Annotated in this window: 16 protein-coding genes and 3 tRNA genes; 10 read left to right on the top strand and 9 right to left on the bottom strand. The window is 52.3% G+C overall.

Annotated elements, in window-relative coordinates:
* Window positions 1–40: 40 nt before the first annotated feature.
* From ecnA to sugE, 3 genes are all read left to right on the top strand, one after another.
* The gene (ecnA, locus tag ACJHYD_RS08015) at window positions 41–166 is read left to right on the top strand and encodes a lipoprotein antitoxin entericidin A (protein ID WP_000977754.1); all 126 of its coding nucleotides are present in this window, start codon (window positions 41–43) and stop codon (window positions 164–166) included.
* Window positions 167–276: 110 nt separating this feature from the next.
* The gene (ecnB, locus tag ACJHYD_RS08010; RefSeq protein ID WP_000239596.1) at window positions 277–423 is read left to right on the top strand and encodes a lipoprotein toxin entericidin B; all 147 of its coding nucleotides are present in this window, start codon (window positions 277–279) and stop codon (window positions 421–423) included.
* A gap of 174 nt (window positions 424–597) precedes the next feature.
* Window positions 598–915 carry a quaternary ammonium compound efflux SMR transporter SugE gene (sugE, locus tag ACJHYD_RS08005; protein ID WP_000118482.1) on the top strand — a complete coding sequence of 106 codons (318 nt, stop codon included), beginning with the start codon at window positions 598–600 and terminating at the stop codon, window positions 913–915.
* Here sugE and blc read toward each other — a convergent pair.
* The 6 genes from blc to frdA all read right to left on the bottom strand — a co-directional run bounded on the left by blc (window position 912) and on the right by frdA (window position 6040).
* A complete protein-coding gene (gene blc / locus ACJHYD_RS08000; protein WP_001550477.1) occupies window positions 912–1445 on the bottom strand; it encodes a lipocalin Blc in 534 nt (177 codons plus the stop codon). The two genes, sugE and blc, sit on opposite strands and share 4 nt — an antisense overlap.
* An 87-nt stretch (window positions 1446–1532) precedes the next feature.
* Window positions 1533–2666, bottom strand: a complete 1134-nt coding sequence (locus ACJHYD_RS07995; protein ID WP_001550478.1) for a BlaEC family class C beta-lactamase — start codon at window positions 2664–2666, stop codon at window positions 1533–1535.
* A gap of 62 nt (window positions 2667–2728) precedes the next feature.
* Entirely contained in the window at window positions 2729–3088 is a 360-nt protein-coding gene (gene frdD, locus ACJHYD_RS07990) for a fumarate reductase subunit FrdD (protein ID WP_000609663.1), read from the bottom strand.
* 10 nt (window positions 3089–3098) lie between these two features.
* The gene (gene frdC, locus ACJHYD_RS07985; RefSeq protein WP_000208763.1) at window positions 3099–3494 is read right to left on the bottom strand and encodes a fumarate reductase subunit FrdC; all 396 of its coding nucleotides are present in this window, start codon (window positions 3492–3494) and stop codon (window positions 3099–3101) included.
* A gap of 10 nt (window positions 3495–3504) precedes the next feature.
* Window positions 3505–4239: a fumarate reductase iron-sulfur protein gene (frdB, locus tag ACJHYD_RS07980; protein ID WP_000829498.1), complete on the bottom strand. Its 735-nt coding sequence runs from the start codon at window positions 4237–4239 to the stop codon at window positions 3505–3507.
* Window positions 4232–6040, bottom strand: a complete 1809-nt coding sequence (gene frdA / locus ACJHYD_RS07975; RefSeq protein WP_001192973.1) for a fumarate reductase (quinol) flavoprotein subunit — start codon at window positions 6038–6040, stop codon at window positions 4232–4234. Before frdA ends, frdB begins: the two co-directional genes overlap by 8 nt.
* 324 nt (window positions 6041–6364) lie before the next feature.
* Between frdA and epmA the strand changes: the two genes are divergently transcribed.
* The 3 genes from epmA to ACJHYD_RS07960 all read left to right on the top strand — a co-directional run bounded on the left by epmA (window position 6365) and on the right by ACJHYD_RS07960 (window position 9475).
* The gene (gene epmA / locus ACJHYD_RS07970) at window positions 6365–7342 is read left to right on the top strand and encodes an elongation factor P--(R)-beta-lysine ligase (RefSeq protein WP_001550479.1); all 978 of its coding nucleotides are present in this window, start codon (window positions 6365–6367) and stop codon (window positions 7340–7342) included.
* 218 nt (window positions 7343–7560) lie between these two features.
* Complete coding sequence (gene yjeM / locus ACJHYD_RS07965; RefSeq protein WP_019842468.1) at window positions 7561–9063, top strand: glutamate/gamma-aminobutyrate family transporter YjeM; 1503 nt, start codon at window positions 7561–7563, stop codon at window positions 9061–9063.
* Between the two features lie 97 nt (window positions 9064–9160).
* Window positions 9161–9475 carry a YjeO family protein gene (locus tag ACJHYD_RS07960; RefSeq protein WP_001276175.1) on the top strand — a complete coding sequence of 105 codons (315 nt, stop codon included), beginning with the start codon at window positions 9161–9163 and terminating at the stop codon, window positions 9473–9475.
* A gap of 28 nt (window positions 9476–9503) precedes the next feature.
* Here ACJHYD_RS07960 and mscM read toward each other — a convergent pair whose 3' ends face one another.
* From mscM to rsgA, 3 genes are all read right to left on the bottom strand, one after another.
* Window positions 9504–12827: a miniconductance mechanosensitive channel MscM gene (gene mscM / locus ACJHYD_RS07955; RefSeq protein ID WP_001550481.1), complete on the bottom strand. Its 3324-nt coding sequence runs from the start codon at window positions 12825–12827 to the stop codon at window positions 9504–9506.
* A gap of 21 nt (window positions 12828–12848) precedes the next feature.
* On the bottom strand, window positions 12849–13817 hold the full coding sequence (asd, locus tag ACJHYD_RS07950; protein WP_000934925.1) for an archaetidylserine decarboxylase: 969 nt from the start codon (window positions 13815–13817) through the stop codon (window positions 12849–12851).
* A 96-nt stretch (window positions 13818–13913) separates the two neighbouring features.
* Entirely contained in the window at window positions 13914–14966 is a 1053-nt protein-coding gene (rsgA, locus tag ACJHYD_RS07945) for a small ribosomal subunit biogenesis GTPase RsgA (RefSeq protein ID WP_000041959.1), read from the bottom strand.
* Window positions 14967–15060: 94 nt separating this feature from the next.
* Here rsgA and orn point away from each other — a divergent pair, with 94 nt between their 5' ends.
* The 4 genes from orn (at window position 15061) to ACJHYD_RS07925 (ending at window position 16236) form a co-directional block, all read left to right on the top strand.
* Window positions 15061–15606: an oligoribonuclease gene (gene orn, locus ACJHYD_RS07940; protein WP_001295188.1), complete on the top strand. Its 546-nt coding sequence runs from the start codon at window positions 15061–15063 to the stop codon at window positions 15604–15606.
* A 210-nt stretch (window positions 15607–15816) separates the two neighbouring features.
* Window positions 15817–15892, top strand: a tRNA-Gly gene (locus ACJHYD_RS07935).
* Between the two features lie 157 nt (window positions 15893–16049).
* Window positions 16050–16125: transfer RNA gene (locus tag ACJHYD_RS07930), tRNA-Gly, on the top strand.
* Window positions 16126–16160: 35 nt separating this feature from the next.
* Window positions 16161–16236: transfer RNA gene (locus ACJHYD_RS07925), tRNA-Gly, on the top strand.
* The last annotated feature ends 49 nt before the right edge of the window (window positions 16237–16285 follow it).

The raw sequence follows: 16285 nt of genomic DNA, 5'->3' as shown, positions 1-16285 counted from the left end.
TGCGGCCTGCAGGCTGCACCATCACTTATTCAGGCCAGAGATGATGAAACGCCTTATCGTTCTTGTTTTGCTTGCCAGTGCGCTGCTCACGGGCTGTAATACCGCTCGCGGTTTTGGTGAAGACATTAAACATCTCGGTAATTCCATCTCCCGCGCTGCCAGCTAATTTTTCTTCTCTTCCGAAAAATCATCAGATTTCCATCATTTTTGGTGATGTTGTCTATTATTAATTTGCTATAGGCAAACATAAATAACATTACCTAAAAGGAAGACGTTATGGTGAAGAAGACAATTGCAGCGATCTTTTCTGTTCTGGTGCTTTCAACAGTATTAACTGCCTGCAACACCACGCGTGGCGTTGGTGAAGACATTTCTGATGGCGGTAACGCGATTTCTGGCGCAGCAACGAAAGCGCAGCAGTAAGCAATAACGGTACGACAGTTATGTCGTGCCGTTTGTTTTTTTGCGATAGTCACAAAGGTAATAGTTGAAATTCCCCTGCCACCTGGCAAAATATCCGTTCAACCATCAGCTTTGCAGGACGACCTGCAAACGCCTCTTTTCACCGGGGACGGCCCCAATTCTCCGGAGCCTGATATGTCCTGGATTATCTTAGTTATTGCTGGTCTGCTGGAAGTGGTATGGGCCGTTGGCCTGAAATATACCCACGGCTTTAGTCGTTTGACGCCAAGTGTTATTACTGTGACGGCGATGATTGTCAGTATGGCGCTACTTGCCTGGGCGATGAAATCGTTACCAGTAGGGACGGCTTATGCCGTGTGGACGGGTATTGGCGCAGTCGGCGCGGCCATCACCGGCATTGTGCTGCTCGGCGAGTCCGCTAACCCGATGCGCCTGGCGAGTCTGGCGTTAATCGTATTGGGGATTATTGGTCTGAAACTCAGCACTCATTAACTACCGGGTTGCTGTACCCAAATAAACTTACTGATATCAAACCCTTCCCGGGTCGCGATTGCCAGCATCTCCTGTTTCACTTCGTCAGAAATGGTTGGCGTGCGAGAGAGTATCCACAGGTAGTCGCGGTCCGGGCCGCAAACCAGCGCGTGGCGGTACTCCCGGTCGAGCGCGATGACATTATAACCGCCGTAGAATGGCCCAAAGAACGACACTTTCAGGGCTGCGCGACGCGGATCTCCAGTAAAGTAGGCTTTTCCTTCACTCTGCTGCCACATCTCTCTGTCCGGGTTATAGCCTTTATTAATGACATTCAGGCCGCCGTCATCCCGCAGGCTATACGTCGCGGTCACTTTCTCCAGCCCGCGTTCAAAACGGTGATCAAAACGGGCAATCTCATACCATGTACCCAGATAGCGTTTGGTATCGAAATTATTTACCACGGTCACGCCACGCGGTGGTGTGGGAGAACTACAGGCAACCACCAGAAATGCAGCTGTCGCTGCGGCAACGAGAGGGAGCAGGCGCATAAATGTTTCCTTACTGGTTTTTTCTAAGTGTAGATGACAGCAAGGAAAAGCGCAGAAAAGGTCCGAAAATTCGGACCCGATGAAATTTTACTGTAGAGCGTTGAGAATCTGCCAGGCGGCGGCGACTCTCGCTGGATTGGGATAGTTTTTGTTAGCCAGCATCACGATACCCAGCTCTTTTTCTGGAATAAACGCAACATAGCTACCAAATCCGCCGGTCGCCCCCGTTTTATGTACCCATGATGCGCGCACTGCAGGAGCTGGGGGCGTAATCGCTTTTACGGGGCGTGCTGCCAGTGCAATTTTATTGTCACTGCCGTTAATGATGATGTCAGGATTTACCGGCCAGTCCAGCATTTCCCAGCCCAGGCCCTGATACATATCGCCGGTTTGCCAGTAGCGAGATTGTGCCAGTTGTATCCCTTGTTGAAGCGTTTTCTCAGTGATATCAAGGGGTTTTAAATTGCTTTGCACCCAGCGGGCCATATCTTCAATGGTCGACTTCACACCATAAGCTTCAGCATCTAACGCCCCTGGCGAAACATGCACTGCCTTACCTTCGCGATATCCCCAGGCGTAATTCTTTTCTTCTGCGGACGGCACATTAATCCACGTATGAGTGAGTTTGAGTGGCTGGAAGACACGAGTTTGCATCGCCTGCTCAAAACTCAAACCAGACGGCTTCACAGCCAGTGCGCCGAACAAACCGATACTGGAGTTGGCATACAGACGTTGTGTTCCTGGAGCCCATGCAGGTTGCCAGTTTTGATAGAAGCGCAGCAAGTCGCTTGAGGATTTCACCTCATCCGGCACCTGCAATGGCAGGCCGCCAGCGGTGTAGGTTGCGAGATGTAATAGTGTGATCCCATTCCATTGTTTAGCGGTAAGTTCAGGCCAGTATTTTGTCGCGGGATCGCTTAACTTGATTTCCCCTCGTGCAATAGCGTCGCCACCAAGTACGCCCGTAAATGTTTTGCTGACCGAGCCTAACTCAAACAACGTTTGCTGTGTGACGGGCTGCTTTTTGGCGATGTCCGCATAGCCCCAGGTAAAGTAATAAGGTTTACCCTGATAAATTACCGCCACCGCCATACCGGGGATCTTTTGTTGCTCTATAAGCGGGGTTATTGTGCGATGCACAATATCGTTGATTTGTTGAGGGGCAGCAAATGTGGAGCAAGAGGCGGTAATTAATAAGGCGCAGAGCGTCATTTTGAACATAGGGTCTGGTTTCCATACAAAACGGCCCGCCATAGGCGGGCCGGATTTACATTGGCGATGCGTTAGATTGTAACGACACCAATCAGCGTGACAACTGTCAGGATAGCAGCCAGACCGTAGAAAACCCATTTGCCCGCAGGTACGTGGATTTTCAGATCGTGCATCGCGTGGTGCATACGGTGTAAACCACACCACAGCGGCAGAACGATCATCAGGAACAGGAATACGCGACCAATGAAGCTCTGCGCGAACGCCAGAACGCGCTCGTAGCTCAGTGCATCACCCGGAAACAGCCCCAGCGGCAGCAGAATACCCACCAGCAGGATCATCACCGGCGCAATAATTGCGCTCCACATACCACCGGCCCCGAAGAGGCCCCAGAATACCGGTTCGTCAGAACGCTTTGGATTTGGATTAATCATCTCAGGCTCCTTACCAGTACAGGGCAACAAACAGGATTACGATGGTGGCAACCACAGTTACCGCCCAGAGACTTTTGATAATTGGCTCTGGTCCCATTTTTTCGTCTTTTACAATGATATTGGCCGCTTTCGGTGCCAGTTCAAACCAGGTTTTGGTGTGCAGCAGAGCTGCCGCCAGAGTGATCAGGTTAATGATCACAATAACCGGGTTTTGTAAAAAGTCGACGAATCCCGCCCAGCTTTCCGGGCCATTTTTCAGGGCAAACAGCCCGAAAATCAGTTCAATGCTGAACCACACAGCCGGAACCGCCGTGCCTTCGCGCAGCATGTAAAAGCGATAAAACGGCAATTTTTTCCACCAGGTGGACGTCATTGGCCGTACATACGGTTTACGTTTAGTCGTCATGTTGCACTCCTTAGCGTGGTTTCAGGGTCGCGATAAGAAAATCTTTCGAACTTTCTACTTTGCCCTGCTGAATGGCCGCAGCCGGATCGACGTGTTTCGGGCAGACTTCGGAGCAGTAGCCCACGAAAGTACAGCTCCATACGCCGTTCTGGCTGTTCAACTGCGCCATACGCTCCTTCTTACCGTGGTCGCGGCTATCTTCGTTGTAACGATGCGCCAGCGTAATGGCAGCCGGACCGATGAACTCTGGGTTCAGGCCAAACTGCGGGCACGCGGCGTAGCACAGACCACAGTTGATGCAACCGGAAAACTGGTGATACTTGGCCATCTGCGCCGGGGTCTGGATGTTAGTACCCTGATCCGCGGTGCGGGAGTTGCCGATGATGTACGGTTTGATCGCTTCCAGACTTTCGATGAAGTGGGTCATATCGACCACCAGATCGCGTTCAATCGGGAAGTTAGCTAACGCTTCAACCTTCATACCGTCGGTGTAATCACGCAGGAAGGTTTTACATGCCAGTTTTGGCACGTTGTTAACCATCATGCCGCAGGAACCACAAATCGCCATACGGCAGGACCAGCGGTAGCTCAGGTCCGGTGCCAGGTTGTCTTTGATGTAGCCCAGCGCATCCAGTAATGAGGTAGTTGCGTCATAAGGCACTTCATAGAATGCGCTATGCGGTGCGGTATCGACTTCCGGGTTATAGCGCACCACCTCAATTTTCAGGTTTTTCATCTCAGCCATTCGCCTTCTCCTTCTTATTGGCTGCTTCCGCCTTATCGGCTGCATCCGCTTCGCCACCGTAAACACGTTTAGCTGGCGGCAGCGTAGTAATCTTCACGTCGCTGTACTCCAGGCGAGTCGTGCCATCAGCATCGCGGAAGGCGAGGGTGTGTTTGAGGAAGTTGACGTCGTCACGCTCGGTGCAACCTTCGTCCAGACGCTGGTGTGCGCCGCGGGACTCTTTACGTGCCATTGCGGAGTGCGCCATACATTCAGCAACGTTCAGACCGTGGCCCAGTTCAATGGTGTAGAGCAGGTCGGTGTTGAACACGCTGGAGGTGTCGGTGATGCGCACGCGCTTGAAGCGTTCCTGCAGCTCAGCCAGCTTGTCGATGGTTTTCTGCATCAGTTCCGGCGTACGGTAGATACCGCAACCTTCTTCCATAGCCAGGCCCATTTCGTCGCGGATCTTCGCCCAGTTTTCGCCGCCATCCTGGTTAACCAGATCTTTCAGACGTTGTTCAACGCCAGCTGCCTGCGCTTCAATTGCCGCTTCGTTGCCATTACCGGCAGTTGCTGCACGCTCTGTCGCTTGTTCACCGGCCAGACGGCCGAAGACCACCAGTTCCGCCAGGGAGTTGGAGCCCAGACGGTTTGCACCGTGCAGACCAACAGAGGAACATTCACCCACGGCGAACAGACCTTTAATGCGGGTTTCACAGTTCTGATCGGTTTCGATACCGCCCATGGTGTAGTGTGCGGTCGGACGTACCGGAATCGGTTCTTTAACCGGATCGACGCCAACGTACGCTTTCGCCAGTTCGCAGATGAACGGCAGACGTTCATGCAGTTTTTTCTCGCCGAGGTGACGCAGGTCGAGATAAACCACATCGCCACGAGGCGTGGAGATGGTGTTGCCTTTACGCCATTCGTGCCAGAAGGCCTGAGAAACTTTGTCGCGTGGACCCAGTTCCATATATTTGTTTTTCGGCTCGCCCAGCGGAGTTTCCGGGCCCATGCCGTAATCTTGCAGATAACGGTAGCCATTTTTGTTGACCAGAATACCGCCTTCACCGCGGCAGCCTTCGGTCATCAGGATACCGGAACCTGGCAGACCGGTTGGGTGATACTGAACGAATTCCATGTCACGCAGCGGAACGCCGTGGCTTAGCGCCATACCCATACCGTCACCGGTAACGATGCCGCCGTTGGTGTTGTAACGATAAACGCGACCCGCACCGCCGGTAGCCATAACGACCGCGTTAGCACGGATCTGCACCAGCGTGCCTTCCATCATGTTCATTGCTACCAGGCCGCGAACATGACCATCATCAACCAGAATATCCAGCACGAAATGTTCGTCAAAACGCTGGATCTGCGGGAATTGCAGAGAGGTCTGGAACAGCGTGTGCAGCATATGGAAGCCGGTCTTATCGGCGGCGAACCAGGTACGCTCGATTTTCATGCCGCCGAAGCGACGTACGTTGACGCTACCATCCGGGCGACGGCTCCATGGGCACCCCCACAGTTCCAGTTGGGTCATTTCGGTTGGGCAGTGGTGGACGAAATAATCCACGACATCCTGCTCACACAACCAGTCGCCACCCGCTACTGTATCGTGAAAGTGATATTCGAAGCTGTCATGATCCTGCGCGACAGCGGCGGAGCCCCCTTCTGCAGCAACGGTATGGCTACGCATCGGGTATACTTTTGAGATTAGTGCGATTTTTGCATTTGGATTTGCCTGCGCGGCAGCAATTGCAGCACGTAATCCCGCGCCACCGGCGCCTACAATGGCAAGATCGGCTTGAAAGGTTTGCACGACATTCCTCCAGATTGTTTTTATCCCACAGCCACGTACTTCAGGGTAAGTGCCTGAAAGTTACGGTCTGCGAACGCTATTCCACTGCTCCTTTATAGGTACAACAGTATAGTCTGATGGATAAGTCTGAAATTTGACGAGATCGATTTTTTTAGTGCGCAAGAGGGCTAAATTATCACTGAAGATGATTAATTTAATTACTAAACCATCAGATCGTGCTTTTTTTAGTCACTGCCCACCCTTGTTTGATTCCTGCGTAAAATTTGTCTCGCCGTCGCGTTGCGAGTAGACTTCGTGCCCTTGTCAAAAACTGGAGATTTAACTATGAGCGAAACGGCATCCTGGCAGCCGAGCGCATCCATTCCTAACTTATTAAAACGCGCGACGATTATGGCGGAGATCCGTCGTTTCTTTGCCGATCGTGGAGTGCTGGAGGTGGAGACGCCTTGTATGAGCCAGGCGACGGTAACCGATATTCATTTGGTCCCGTTTGAGACACGTTTCGTAGGCCCCGGGCATTCGCAGGGGATGAATCTCTGGTTAATGACCAGCCCGGAATACCATATGAAACGCCTGCTGGTTGCTGGTTGTGGGCCGGTATTCCAGCTGTGCCGCAGCTTCCGTAATGAAGAGATGGGGCGTTATCACAACCCTGAGTTCACTATGCTTGAGTGGTATCGACCGCACTATGATATGTACCGGTTGATGAACGAGGTGGACGATCTCTTACAACAGGTGCTGGACTGCCCGGCAGCAGAAAGCCTTTCTTATCAACAAGCTTTCTTGCGTTATCTGGAAATTGACCCACTCTCTGCTGACAAAACGCAACTGCGGGAAGTGGCAGCGAAACTGGATTTGAGCAACGTTGCCGATACCGAAGAAGACCGCGACACGCTGCTACAACTGCTGTTTACCTTTGGCGTAGAGCCAAATATTGGCAAAGAAAAACCGACCTTTGTGTACCACTTTCCGGCCAGCCAGGCATCACTGGCGCAAATCAGTACCGAAGATCATCGGGTCGCTGAACGCTTTGAGGTTTATTATAAAGGTATTGAGCTGGCGAATGGTTTCCATGAATTGACGGATGCCCGTGAGCAGCAACAACGCTTTGAACAAGATAACCGTAAGCGCGCGGCGCGCGGTTTGCCGCAGCACCCCATTGACCAGAATCTGATTGAAGCCTTGAAAGTCGGTATGCCTGACTGTTCCGGCGTGGCATTAGGCGTTGATCGTCTGGTGATGTTGGCGCTGGGCGCGGAGACACTGGCTGAAGTCATCGCCTTTAGCGTTGACCGGGCATAATTCTGAAAAATTACTGAATTAACCGCGAAGAATGGCGTGATAAGCGCCATTCTGTAGCATATGTTTTCATTTTTCCGCTAAAGGCCACAATTTAAGACTGGATATTTGATATCATCCAGGTATCAATTCTGTATTGGTTTTTACGCTGCCCGCTCAATGTTGGGCAGTGCAGTTCAGTGGGCGCGTTTTATACACGCGCTGAAATGAAGGATGGTTTCATGCCTCACACGATAAAAAAGATGAGTCTGATAGGACTCATATTGATGATCTTTACTTCCGTATTTGGATTTGCCAATAGCCCATCGGCTTATTACTTAATGGGTTATAGTGCGATTCCCTTTTATATATTTTCTGCATTGTTATTCTTTATTCCATTCGCCTTAATGATGGCTGAAATGGGAGCTGCTTATCGCAAAGAAGAAGGTGGTATCTATTCCTGGATGAATAATAGTGTCGGACCACGTTTTGCCTTCATTGGTACATTTATGTGGTTTTCCTCTTATATCATCTGGATGGTGAGTACCTCCGCGAAAGTTTGGGTTCCGTTCTCAACATTCCTCTATGGTAGCGACATGACCCAGCACTGGCGTATTACCGGACTGGAGCCTACGCAGGTGGTTGGTCTGCTGGCAGTGGCATGGATGATTCTGGTCACCGTCGTTGCTTCAAAGGGGATTAATAAAATTGCCCGCATTACTGCGGTGGGCGGTATTGCAGTAATGTGTCTGAATTTAGTATTGCTGTTAGTAAGCATTACTATTTTGTTATTAAATGGTGGGCATTTCGCGCAGGATATTAATTTCCTTGCATCACCGAACCCAGGTTATCAGTCCGGTCTGGCAATGCTATCGTTTGTGGTATTTGCTATTTTTGCCTATGGCGGAATTGAAGCGGTTGGTGGTCTGGTCGATAAAACGGAAAATCCAGAAAAGAACTTTGCCAAAGGTATTGTTTTTGCCGCTATTGTTATTTCAATCGGTTATTCGCTGGCAATATTTTTATGGGGCGTCAGCACAAACTGGCAGCAGGTATTAAGTAATGGTTCCGTTAACCTCGGCAATATTACCTATGTGCTGATGAAGAGCCTCGGGGTGACGCTGGGTAACGCACTGCATTTGTCACCAGAAGCGTCATTGTCGCTGGGCGTATGGTTTGCGCGTATTACCGGACTTTCGATGTTCCTCGCTTATACCGGTGCGTTCTTTACGCTTTGCTATTCACCGCTGAAAGCCATCATCCAGGGGACGCCGAAAGCGTTGTGGCCGGAACCGATGACGCGCCTGAATGCGATGGGGATGCCGTCTATCGCCATGTGGATGCAGTGCGGGTTGGTTACTGTCTTCATCCTGCTGGTTTCGTTTGGTGGCGGTACCGCATCGGCGTTCTTTAACAAGCTGACGCTGATGGCGAACGTGTCTATGACGCTTCCTTACCTGTTCCTCGCGCTGGCTTTCCCATTCTTTAAAGCACGTCAGGATCTCGACAGACCATTTGTGATTTTCAAAACGCGTATGTCGGCAATGATTGCGACGGTGGTTGTCGTTCTGGTGGTGACATTTGCGAACGTCTTCACCATCATTCAACCTGTGGTTGAAGCCGGAGACTGGGACAGCACATTGTGGATGATTGGCGGCCCTGTCTTCTTCTCGCTGTTAGCGATGGCGATTTACCAGAACTATTGCAGCAGAGTGGCAAAAAATCCGCAGTGGGTGGTGGAATAACCCGATGCCCTATCGTCTGTCTGACGATAGGGCGCAATGACAGGGAATTAGTGGGATTTCGTATGTGCTATAGCGAAATTAAACTACGGGTTATCTCATGAGTGCGCGCATGTTTGTCTTGTGCTGCATCTGGTTCATTGTGGCGTTCCTCTGGATAACCATTACCTCCGCGCTGGACAAAGAGTGGATGATTGATGGACGCGGGATTAACAACGTCTGTGATGTTTTGATGTATCTCGAAGATGACGATACTCGCGATGTCGGTGTGATAATGACGTTACCGCTCTTTTTCCCTTTTCTCTGGTTCGCTTTGTGGCGAAAAAAACGCGGCTGGTTTATGTACGCCACCGCGCTGGCTATTTTCGGCTACTGGCTGTGGCAGTTTTTTCTGCGCTATCAGTTTTGTTTGTGAGCCGGATGGGTTCATCCGGCACAAAACCTTACAAACTTCCCGCCTGACGACCTTTGCCCGCAGAAGTTAATGTTCTCCCCGTTTGTTTACCATTCAGGCTTTCCAGACGCATCTGGAAGGGCGGGAATGGCATATCGATACCGTGGGCATGGAAGCCTGCCAGAATTAGCTGGTGGATCTCATGGCGTAGCGGCATACGGTGACCCATCTCAGCGGCGTAAATACGCAGCTCGAAAATCTGAATCCCCTGTTGCAGATCCACCAGGAAGACTTCCGGTGCCGGGTTGTCGATCACCAGCGAGCAGCGACGCGCTGCGGTGAGCAGGATTTCCGTCACTTCTTCACTGTTGGCATCGGCAGGGGCCGGAATCGTCAACACCACGCGCGTGACCGAGTCAGAGAGCGACCAGTTGATAAACTGCTCGGTAATAAACGCCTTGTTCGGCACGATTATCTCTTTACGGTCCCAGTCGCTGATGGTGGTGGCGCGGGTGTTAATTTTCGTCACGCTACCAGTAAGATCGCGGATCGTTACCGTATCGCCAATGCGAATCGGTTTTTCGAACAGGATGATCAGGCCAGAGATAAAGTTGGCGAAAATTTCCTGCAAACCAAAACCGAGACCAACACCGAGCGCGGCGACCAGCCACTGCAATTTCGACCACTCAATACCAATCATTGAGAAGCCGACCAGCCCGCCAATCAGCATCAGCAGATATTTGGTGATGGTGGTGATGGCGTAACCTGTACCCGGCGTTAAATCCAGGTGCTGCAAAATCGCCAGTTCCAGCAGCGCGGGCAGGTTGCGCACCAGCTGCGTGGTGATGATAAGCACCAGAATGGCAATCAGCACCGCACCGAGGGTAATCGGCTCCAGACTTTCTACGCCCTGTACCGTGGAGGTGACATCCCACAGCGAAATATTTTCGAGGAAGCCGAAAGCGGAATGGATTTCTGACCACAGCACAATGACCGAAAGCAGGGCGATCAACATCAAAATTGAGCGCACCAGCCGCAAGGACTGCGCACTGATGGCATCGAGATCGACTTCGCTTTCATCGACTTCAATTGCCCCTTCCGGGCTACTGTGATGATGTGCTTCCTCTTCGCCACGCGCACGTTGCGCTAACATCTCTGCCCGGCGATGCTTCGCCCGGTCAAACGCCAGCCTGCGGCGTTGGATCAGCATCCAGCGGCGGATAACGTGATAAACCACCAGTAGCAAAAACCAGATGGCAACCGAGGTTTCAAGCCTCGCTAACAGCGCCTGCGCCGTTGCCAGATAACCCACCGCCGACGCCAGAATGGCAACCAGCGGTGCGCCAATCATCATGTTCCACAGCATATGGTTGGTAATGTTGTCACCGCTGCCTTCTTTGTTGAGATACAGCGGGATCCCGGCCTTTTTCAGACTGAGAGTGACCACCGCCAGCGCACCGCAAATGAGGATAAAGCAAAGCCGTCCCAGCGAACCGGAGAATTCACGGTCGTCGAGGTTATCGAACATCATCAGCGCCATAATCAGCGGCACAATAAGCCCGATGCTCATCAGGTAGTAGCGCATCCCACGGGAAACCCGTTCGCGCGGCCAGCCAAAATGAGCGATAAACAAGCCGTTCGGGCGGGCAAAGGTGGCGCAAATCATCACTACCCACAGCAGCGGCACGGTGGCCGTTACGCCATCACCAATCGCGACCGCCAGCGGATAAGGCCACGCCTCGCGCAAGCCGTAACCCAGCGTCATCCACAGCACCGGTAGCGGTGACGCGACGAGAATCGACCAGAAAAGAGTGCGTAACGTCAGCCAGAAGTGATCCTGAGTCACTTTGCCGACTTTCGCCGCCGAACGTTCAAGAAAACGGGTGAAATAGCGGCGTGAGTAAATACTGCAACCGACCAGAATCAACGCGCCAAACAGCGGTAAAATTGTCTCTTTACTGGTCAGCATCATCACACTGGCTTTGCCCAACTGACTGAAGGTGTCCAGCGAAATGAGACGACGCAGATCCTGGGCGATTTCCAGCGGCCAGGCGATGGTCATCGGGCGCACGTCAGAGGTCCAGAACAGATAGCGGTGCGTCGCTTCATTCACCTCTTTCAGCGCATCCTCCAGTTGCCCGTTGGAGACTTTCAGCTTGGTCAGTTCCAGTAGTAGCGTGTCTCCACCCTGCAACAATGAGTTCAGCAACTCACGCTGAGTGCGTAGCTGTGCTTCCAGAATACGGTTTTGCTCGGCGGTCAGCGGCTGACCGTCGGCCTGATGGATTTGCCGTAGCTGCGGCTGTTTATTAAGCAGATCCTCATAACGTAACCGTTGCACACGCAACTGCGCCATTTCGGTATCAAGCTGTTGTGGTTTTGGCATTTCCGGCAGCCGTGCCACCTGCGCCCGCAACGCTTCGCCGAGCAGATTGGACGATCCCAGCCATTGCGACTGTTCACGCAGCGTATTCAACGCTTGCCGGACCTGTAACGTCTGGCTGGCAGCCTGACGCTGTTGCGAGGCAACGAGATCCATCCGCTGCGCCTGTTGATTCAGCGCCGCTGATAGTTCGCGGTTAATTTTGAATTGCGCGACGATGTCTTTCGGCAAATCGGCGCTGTTTTCTGCCAGCAATTCGGTACTTTCCAGCGCCCGCTCCGCCTCAAGCTGACGTTGGCTGTTCAACTGATTACGTAAGGCCTGCAAATACGCATCCAGTTGCTGGCTCTCTTTTTCCGCCAGCTCTGAGCGTAAGCGCGCTAATTCCTGGCGGTTATTGGCGGACAGCTGCGCCAGTTCCAGTTCATCGACGAGCGCTTTCAGGCGTGCGGAGTCAGACTGCAACGCGAAATTTTGTGCCTGATTGAGCGGGGAATTGCCGGTAAGCGTCCCCAGGCGGCGCTCGATTTCATTTAACTGACGGCGGGCATCGGTTTGCTGTTGCGGCAGTTGATTCAGCGAATCGGCAATCTCGCGGGCGCGTTCCTGCTCTTGCTGGGCCTGACGGCTTTTATCCAGCAACTGGCTGCTGACCTGGAGAATTTCCTGATTCAGCGCGTCGGTAGACATTCCCGGTGACACGCTGCGCGGCTCGTCACGCATGTTGTTTAATTGCGCGCGCAGAGTAGCGGAGAGTTTCGGATAATTATCAATGACTTCTTGATATTGCTTGATGCGCTCAAGGGAACCTTTCCGTTCCTCAAGCGCATTTAAGGCAGACTGGAGCGCCTCTACGACTTCCGGTTGCGCGGGTTTCGCCGCTTTTGCCTGCTCCAGTTCTTGTGAGATTTGTTTGCTATCGGGGGCCGTCGCGGCGTACGCCCCCCAACTGAGGCACCAGGCCATCAGAAAAGTGATAATCAGGCGCACGTCAGCGTTTCCTTTGATGGATTAGACCTGGTCTTTTTTATCGTCAACCAATGGGCTGGCGTCGTGTTCTGCTTCGATCTCTTCAGCAGAAAGCGGGGCGGGTTCAGCGTCTGGCGTAACAAAGGTTTCGGTAGATACTGCCAGCGGCTGGCCAATTTTCGTAACAGACAGGCTTTCCAGTTGCTCAACCAGATTCACTTTACCCGGTGCAAACAGGTTGATAACGGTGGAACCGAGTTTAAAGCGACCCATTTCCTGGCCTTTCAGCAGTGCCACAGAACCGTCGTTTTCCCCGGCAGGCCAGGTCCAGCGCTTGATGATGCCTTCGCGCGGCGGCGTAATGGTGCCCGCCCAGACCGTCTCAATGCTGCCTACAATCGTCGCACCGACCAGAATCTGCGCCATCGGGCCAAATTCGGTATCGAACAGGCAGATCACGCGTTCGTTACGGGCAAACAGATTCGGCACGTTCTGAGCGGTGAGATGGTTAACGGAGAAGAGATCGCCCGGCACGTAGATCATTTCACGCAGAATACCGTTGCACGGCATGTGTACGCGGTGGTAGTCACGTGGGGAGAGGTAAGTGGTCACAAACGTACCGTTGCGGAACAGGTCCGCCATCAGATAGTTGCCTGCCAGCAGGGCTTCGAGGCTGTAGTTGTGGCCTTTGGCTTGCAGGATTTTATCTTCTTCGATTTTACCCAACTGGCTGATAACGCCATCGGCAGGCATAACCAGTACATTCGGATCGGTATCGATTGGGCGTACTTCGTCACGCAGCGGACGGACAAAGAATTCGTTAAAGGTGCGGTAGCTGGCGGTATCCGGCTTTTGCGCCTCTTTCATGTCGACCTTGTAGTATTTAACGAACAGATCGATAACCAGTTTTGTCAGCCATCCTGCCCGCTTGCTTGCGCCCCAACCCGCCAGGCGAGTAAGCCATAGTTTCGGCAGAATGTACTGTAGCGAAAGTTTAAATGAATTTAACAAGGTAGCCTCCAGGCCATTGTTTTGTCGTTCCTGATCCGGCCTACATGCCGGATCCTGAAAAAAAGGGGACGATTCTAACGACGGTTAGCTTAATTGTCAGTCATCCGTATCAGAAAAGTTTTTACGCGTTTTTACCTGCGCCATGCTTTCCAGAATACGGTGATAGTTTTCGAAACGGGTTTCCGCGATTTTCCCTTCCTCAACCGCTTCCCGGATAGCGCAGCCCGGATCGGTATCGTGTTTGCAATCGCGATATTTACACAGACCTAAGTAGTCATGGAATTCGACAAAGCCCTGAGTGATTTGTTCCGGCTCCAGGTGCCAGAGGCCGAACTCACGCACACCAGGGGAGTCAATCACATCACCGCCGTGCGGGAAGTGATACAGCCGAGCGGCGGTCGTGGTGTGCTGACCGAGACCCGAGTTGTCAGAAACATCGTTGGTCAGGATCTCTTTTTGCAGCCCCAGCAACGTGTTAAGCAGGCTGGATTTGCCAACGCCAGACTGCCCGGCAAAAATGCTGATGCGTCCGGTCAACGCCTCTTCCAGCGGTTTCAGCCCATCCTGAGTATGACTGGAAACCATCAATACGCGATAACCAATGTTGCGGTAGATATCCATCTGTTCGTTGACGAACTCCATGCCTTCGTCGTCCAGCAGGTCTATCTTGTTGAGCACAATAATCGGCTCAATCAGCAAGGTTTCGCAGGCCACCAGGTAACGGTCGATAATATTGAGCGACAGCTCCGGCAAAATGGCGGAGACAATAACAATCTGGTCGATGTTGGCGGCAATAGGTTTCACGCCGTCGTAGAAGTCCGGGCGCGTCAACACCGAGGTGCGCTCATGCACCGCTTCCACGATCCCTTTGACATTTACGCCTTCCGCCGCCGGTTTACCCGGACGCCAGACTACGCGGTCGCCGGTCACCAGCGAACGGATGGTACGGCGAATATTGCAGCGGTGAACGTCGCCATCGGCGGATTCCACATCAGCGTGCATACCAAAGCGGCTGATGACGATACCTTCATCAGGCTCGCCAAACAGATTGTCGTCGTAGTCGGGCTTCTCCTTAGACGTTTTAAGACGACGCTGGTGATTGGCGTTCACGCGGCGCTGCTGGCCTTTGGAGAGTTTATTTTTACTCAATCGTACAGACTCCTGGTCGCCCCTGATGGGCAAAACATCTATGATACACGCAATTGTGGATCAATATAGTCACTGTGAATGGGTGGAAAATAGCATGAGTGCCAATGAAAACAACCTGATTTGGATCGATCTTGAGATGACCGGTCTGGATCCCGAGCGCGATCGCATTATTGAGATTGCCACGCTGGTGACCGATGCCAACCTGAATATTCTGGCAGAAGGGCCGACCATTGCAGTACACCAGTCTGATGAACAGCTGGCGCTGATGGATGACTGGAACGTGCGCACCCATACCGCCAGCGGGCTGGTGGAGCGCGTGAAAGCGAGCACAATGGGCGATCGTGAAGCTGAACTGGCAACGCTCGAATTCTTAAAACAGTGGGTGCCTGCGGGAAAATCGCCGATTTGCGGTAACAGCATCGGCCAGGATCGTCGCTTCCTGTTTAAATACATGCCGGAGCTGGAAGCCTACTTCCACTACCGTTATCTCGATGTCAGCACGCTGAAAGAGCTGGCGCGCCGCTGGAAGCCGGAAATTCTTGATGGTTTTACCAAGCAGGGGACGCATCAGGCGATGGATGATATCCGTGAGTCGGTGGCAGAACTGGCTTACTATCGCGAGCATTTTATCAAGCTGTAAAATTTTTCCTGGTCACGTAAGCGCCGGAATCCACTTGCGGCGGCGTGATTTTGACGCTAAATTGAACGTCTTGCTGATAATTTCAGCATTTGAGATAAAAACTCAAAAAAAATTTTTTAGGGGGGTTGCAGAGGGAAAGATTTCTCGTATAATGCGCCTCCCGTAACGACGCAGAAATGCGAAAATTACGAAAGCAAAATTAAGTAGTACGCGGGAATAGCTCAGTTGGTAGAGCACGACCTTGCCAAGGTCGGGGTCGCGAGTTCGAGTCTCGTTTCCCGCTCCAAAATTTGAAAAGTGCTGCAAAGCACAGACCACCCAATCGCAGTATTTCGAATTGCGACAAGGCGGCAACTGAACGAATCCTTGGGAGCTTACAAAAGTAAGTGACTAAGGTGAGTGAAGGCAGCCAAGGCAGTAGCGGTTCGAAAGACGAAGATTAAGCGGGAATAGCTCAGTTGGTAGAGCACGACCTTGCCAAGGTCGGGGTCGCGAGTTCGAGTCTCGTTTCCCGCTCCAAAATTTGAAAGTGCTGTAAAGCACAGACCACCCAAGCGGGAATAGCTCAGTTGGTAGAGCACGACCTTGCCAAGGTCGGGGTCGCGAGTTCGAGTCTCGTTTCCCGCTCCAAATTCTTCTCTCAATAAAATATCCACAGCGACGCGATGCGTTATTGCTG

Origin of the sequence: Escherichia sp. WS1368 (assembly GCF_046487485.1) — a bacterium.
GTDB classification, from domain to species: Bacteria; Pseudomonadota; Gammaproteobacteria; order Enterobacterales; family Enterobacteriaceae; genus Escherichia; species Escherichia coli.
This window is presented reverse-complemented; position numbering and strand designations above follow the sequence as displayed.

Coding starts and splice junctions, on each gene's coding strand:
- ecnA (WP_000977754.1), top strand. CDS start 41: ATGATGAAACGCCTTATCGTTCTTGTTTTGCTTGCCAGTGCGCTGCTC.
- ecnB (WP_000239596.1), top strand. CDS start 277: ATGGTGAAGAAGACAATTGCAGCGATCTTTTCTGTTCTGGTGCTTTCA.
- sugE (WP_000118482.1), top strand. CDS start 598: ATGTCCTGGATTATCTTAGTTATTGCTGGTCTGCTGGAAGTGGTATGG.
- blc (WP_001550477.1), bottom strand. CDS start 1,445: ATGCGCCTGCTCCCTCTCGTTGCCGCAGCGACAGCTGCATTTCTGGTG.
- ACJHYD_RS07995 (WP_001550478.1), bottom strand. CDS start 2,666: ATGTTCAAAATGACGCTCTGCGCCTTATTAATTACCGCCTCTTGCTCC.
- frdD (WP_000609663.1), bottom strand. CDS start 3,088: ATGATTAATCCAAATCCAAAGCGTTCTGACGAACCGGTATTCTGGGGC.
- frdC (WP_000208763.1), bottom strand. CDS start 3,494: ATGACGACTAAACGTAAACCGTATGTACGGCCAATGACGTCCACCTGG.
- frdB (WP_000829498.1), bottom strand. CDS start 4,239: ATGGCTGAGATGAAAAACCTGAAAATTGAGGTGGTGCGCTATAACCCG.
- epmA (WP_001550479.1), top strand. CDS start 6,365: ATGAGCGAAACGGCATCCTGGCAGCCGAGCGCATCCATTCCTAACTTA.
- yjeM (WP_019842468.1), top strand. CDS start 7,561: ATGCCTCACACGATAAAAAAGATGAGTCTGATAGGACTCATATTGATG.
- ACJHYD_RS07960 (WP_001276175.1), top strand. CDS start 9,161: ATGAGTGCGCGCATGTTTGTCTTGTGCTGCATCTGGTTCATTGTGGCG.
- orn (WP_001295188.1), top strand. CDS start 15,061: ATGAGTGCCAATGAAAACAACCTGATTTGGATCGATCTTGAGATGACC.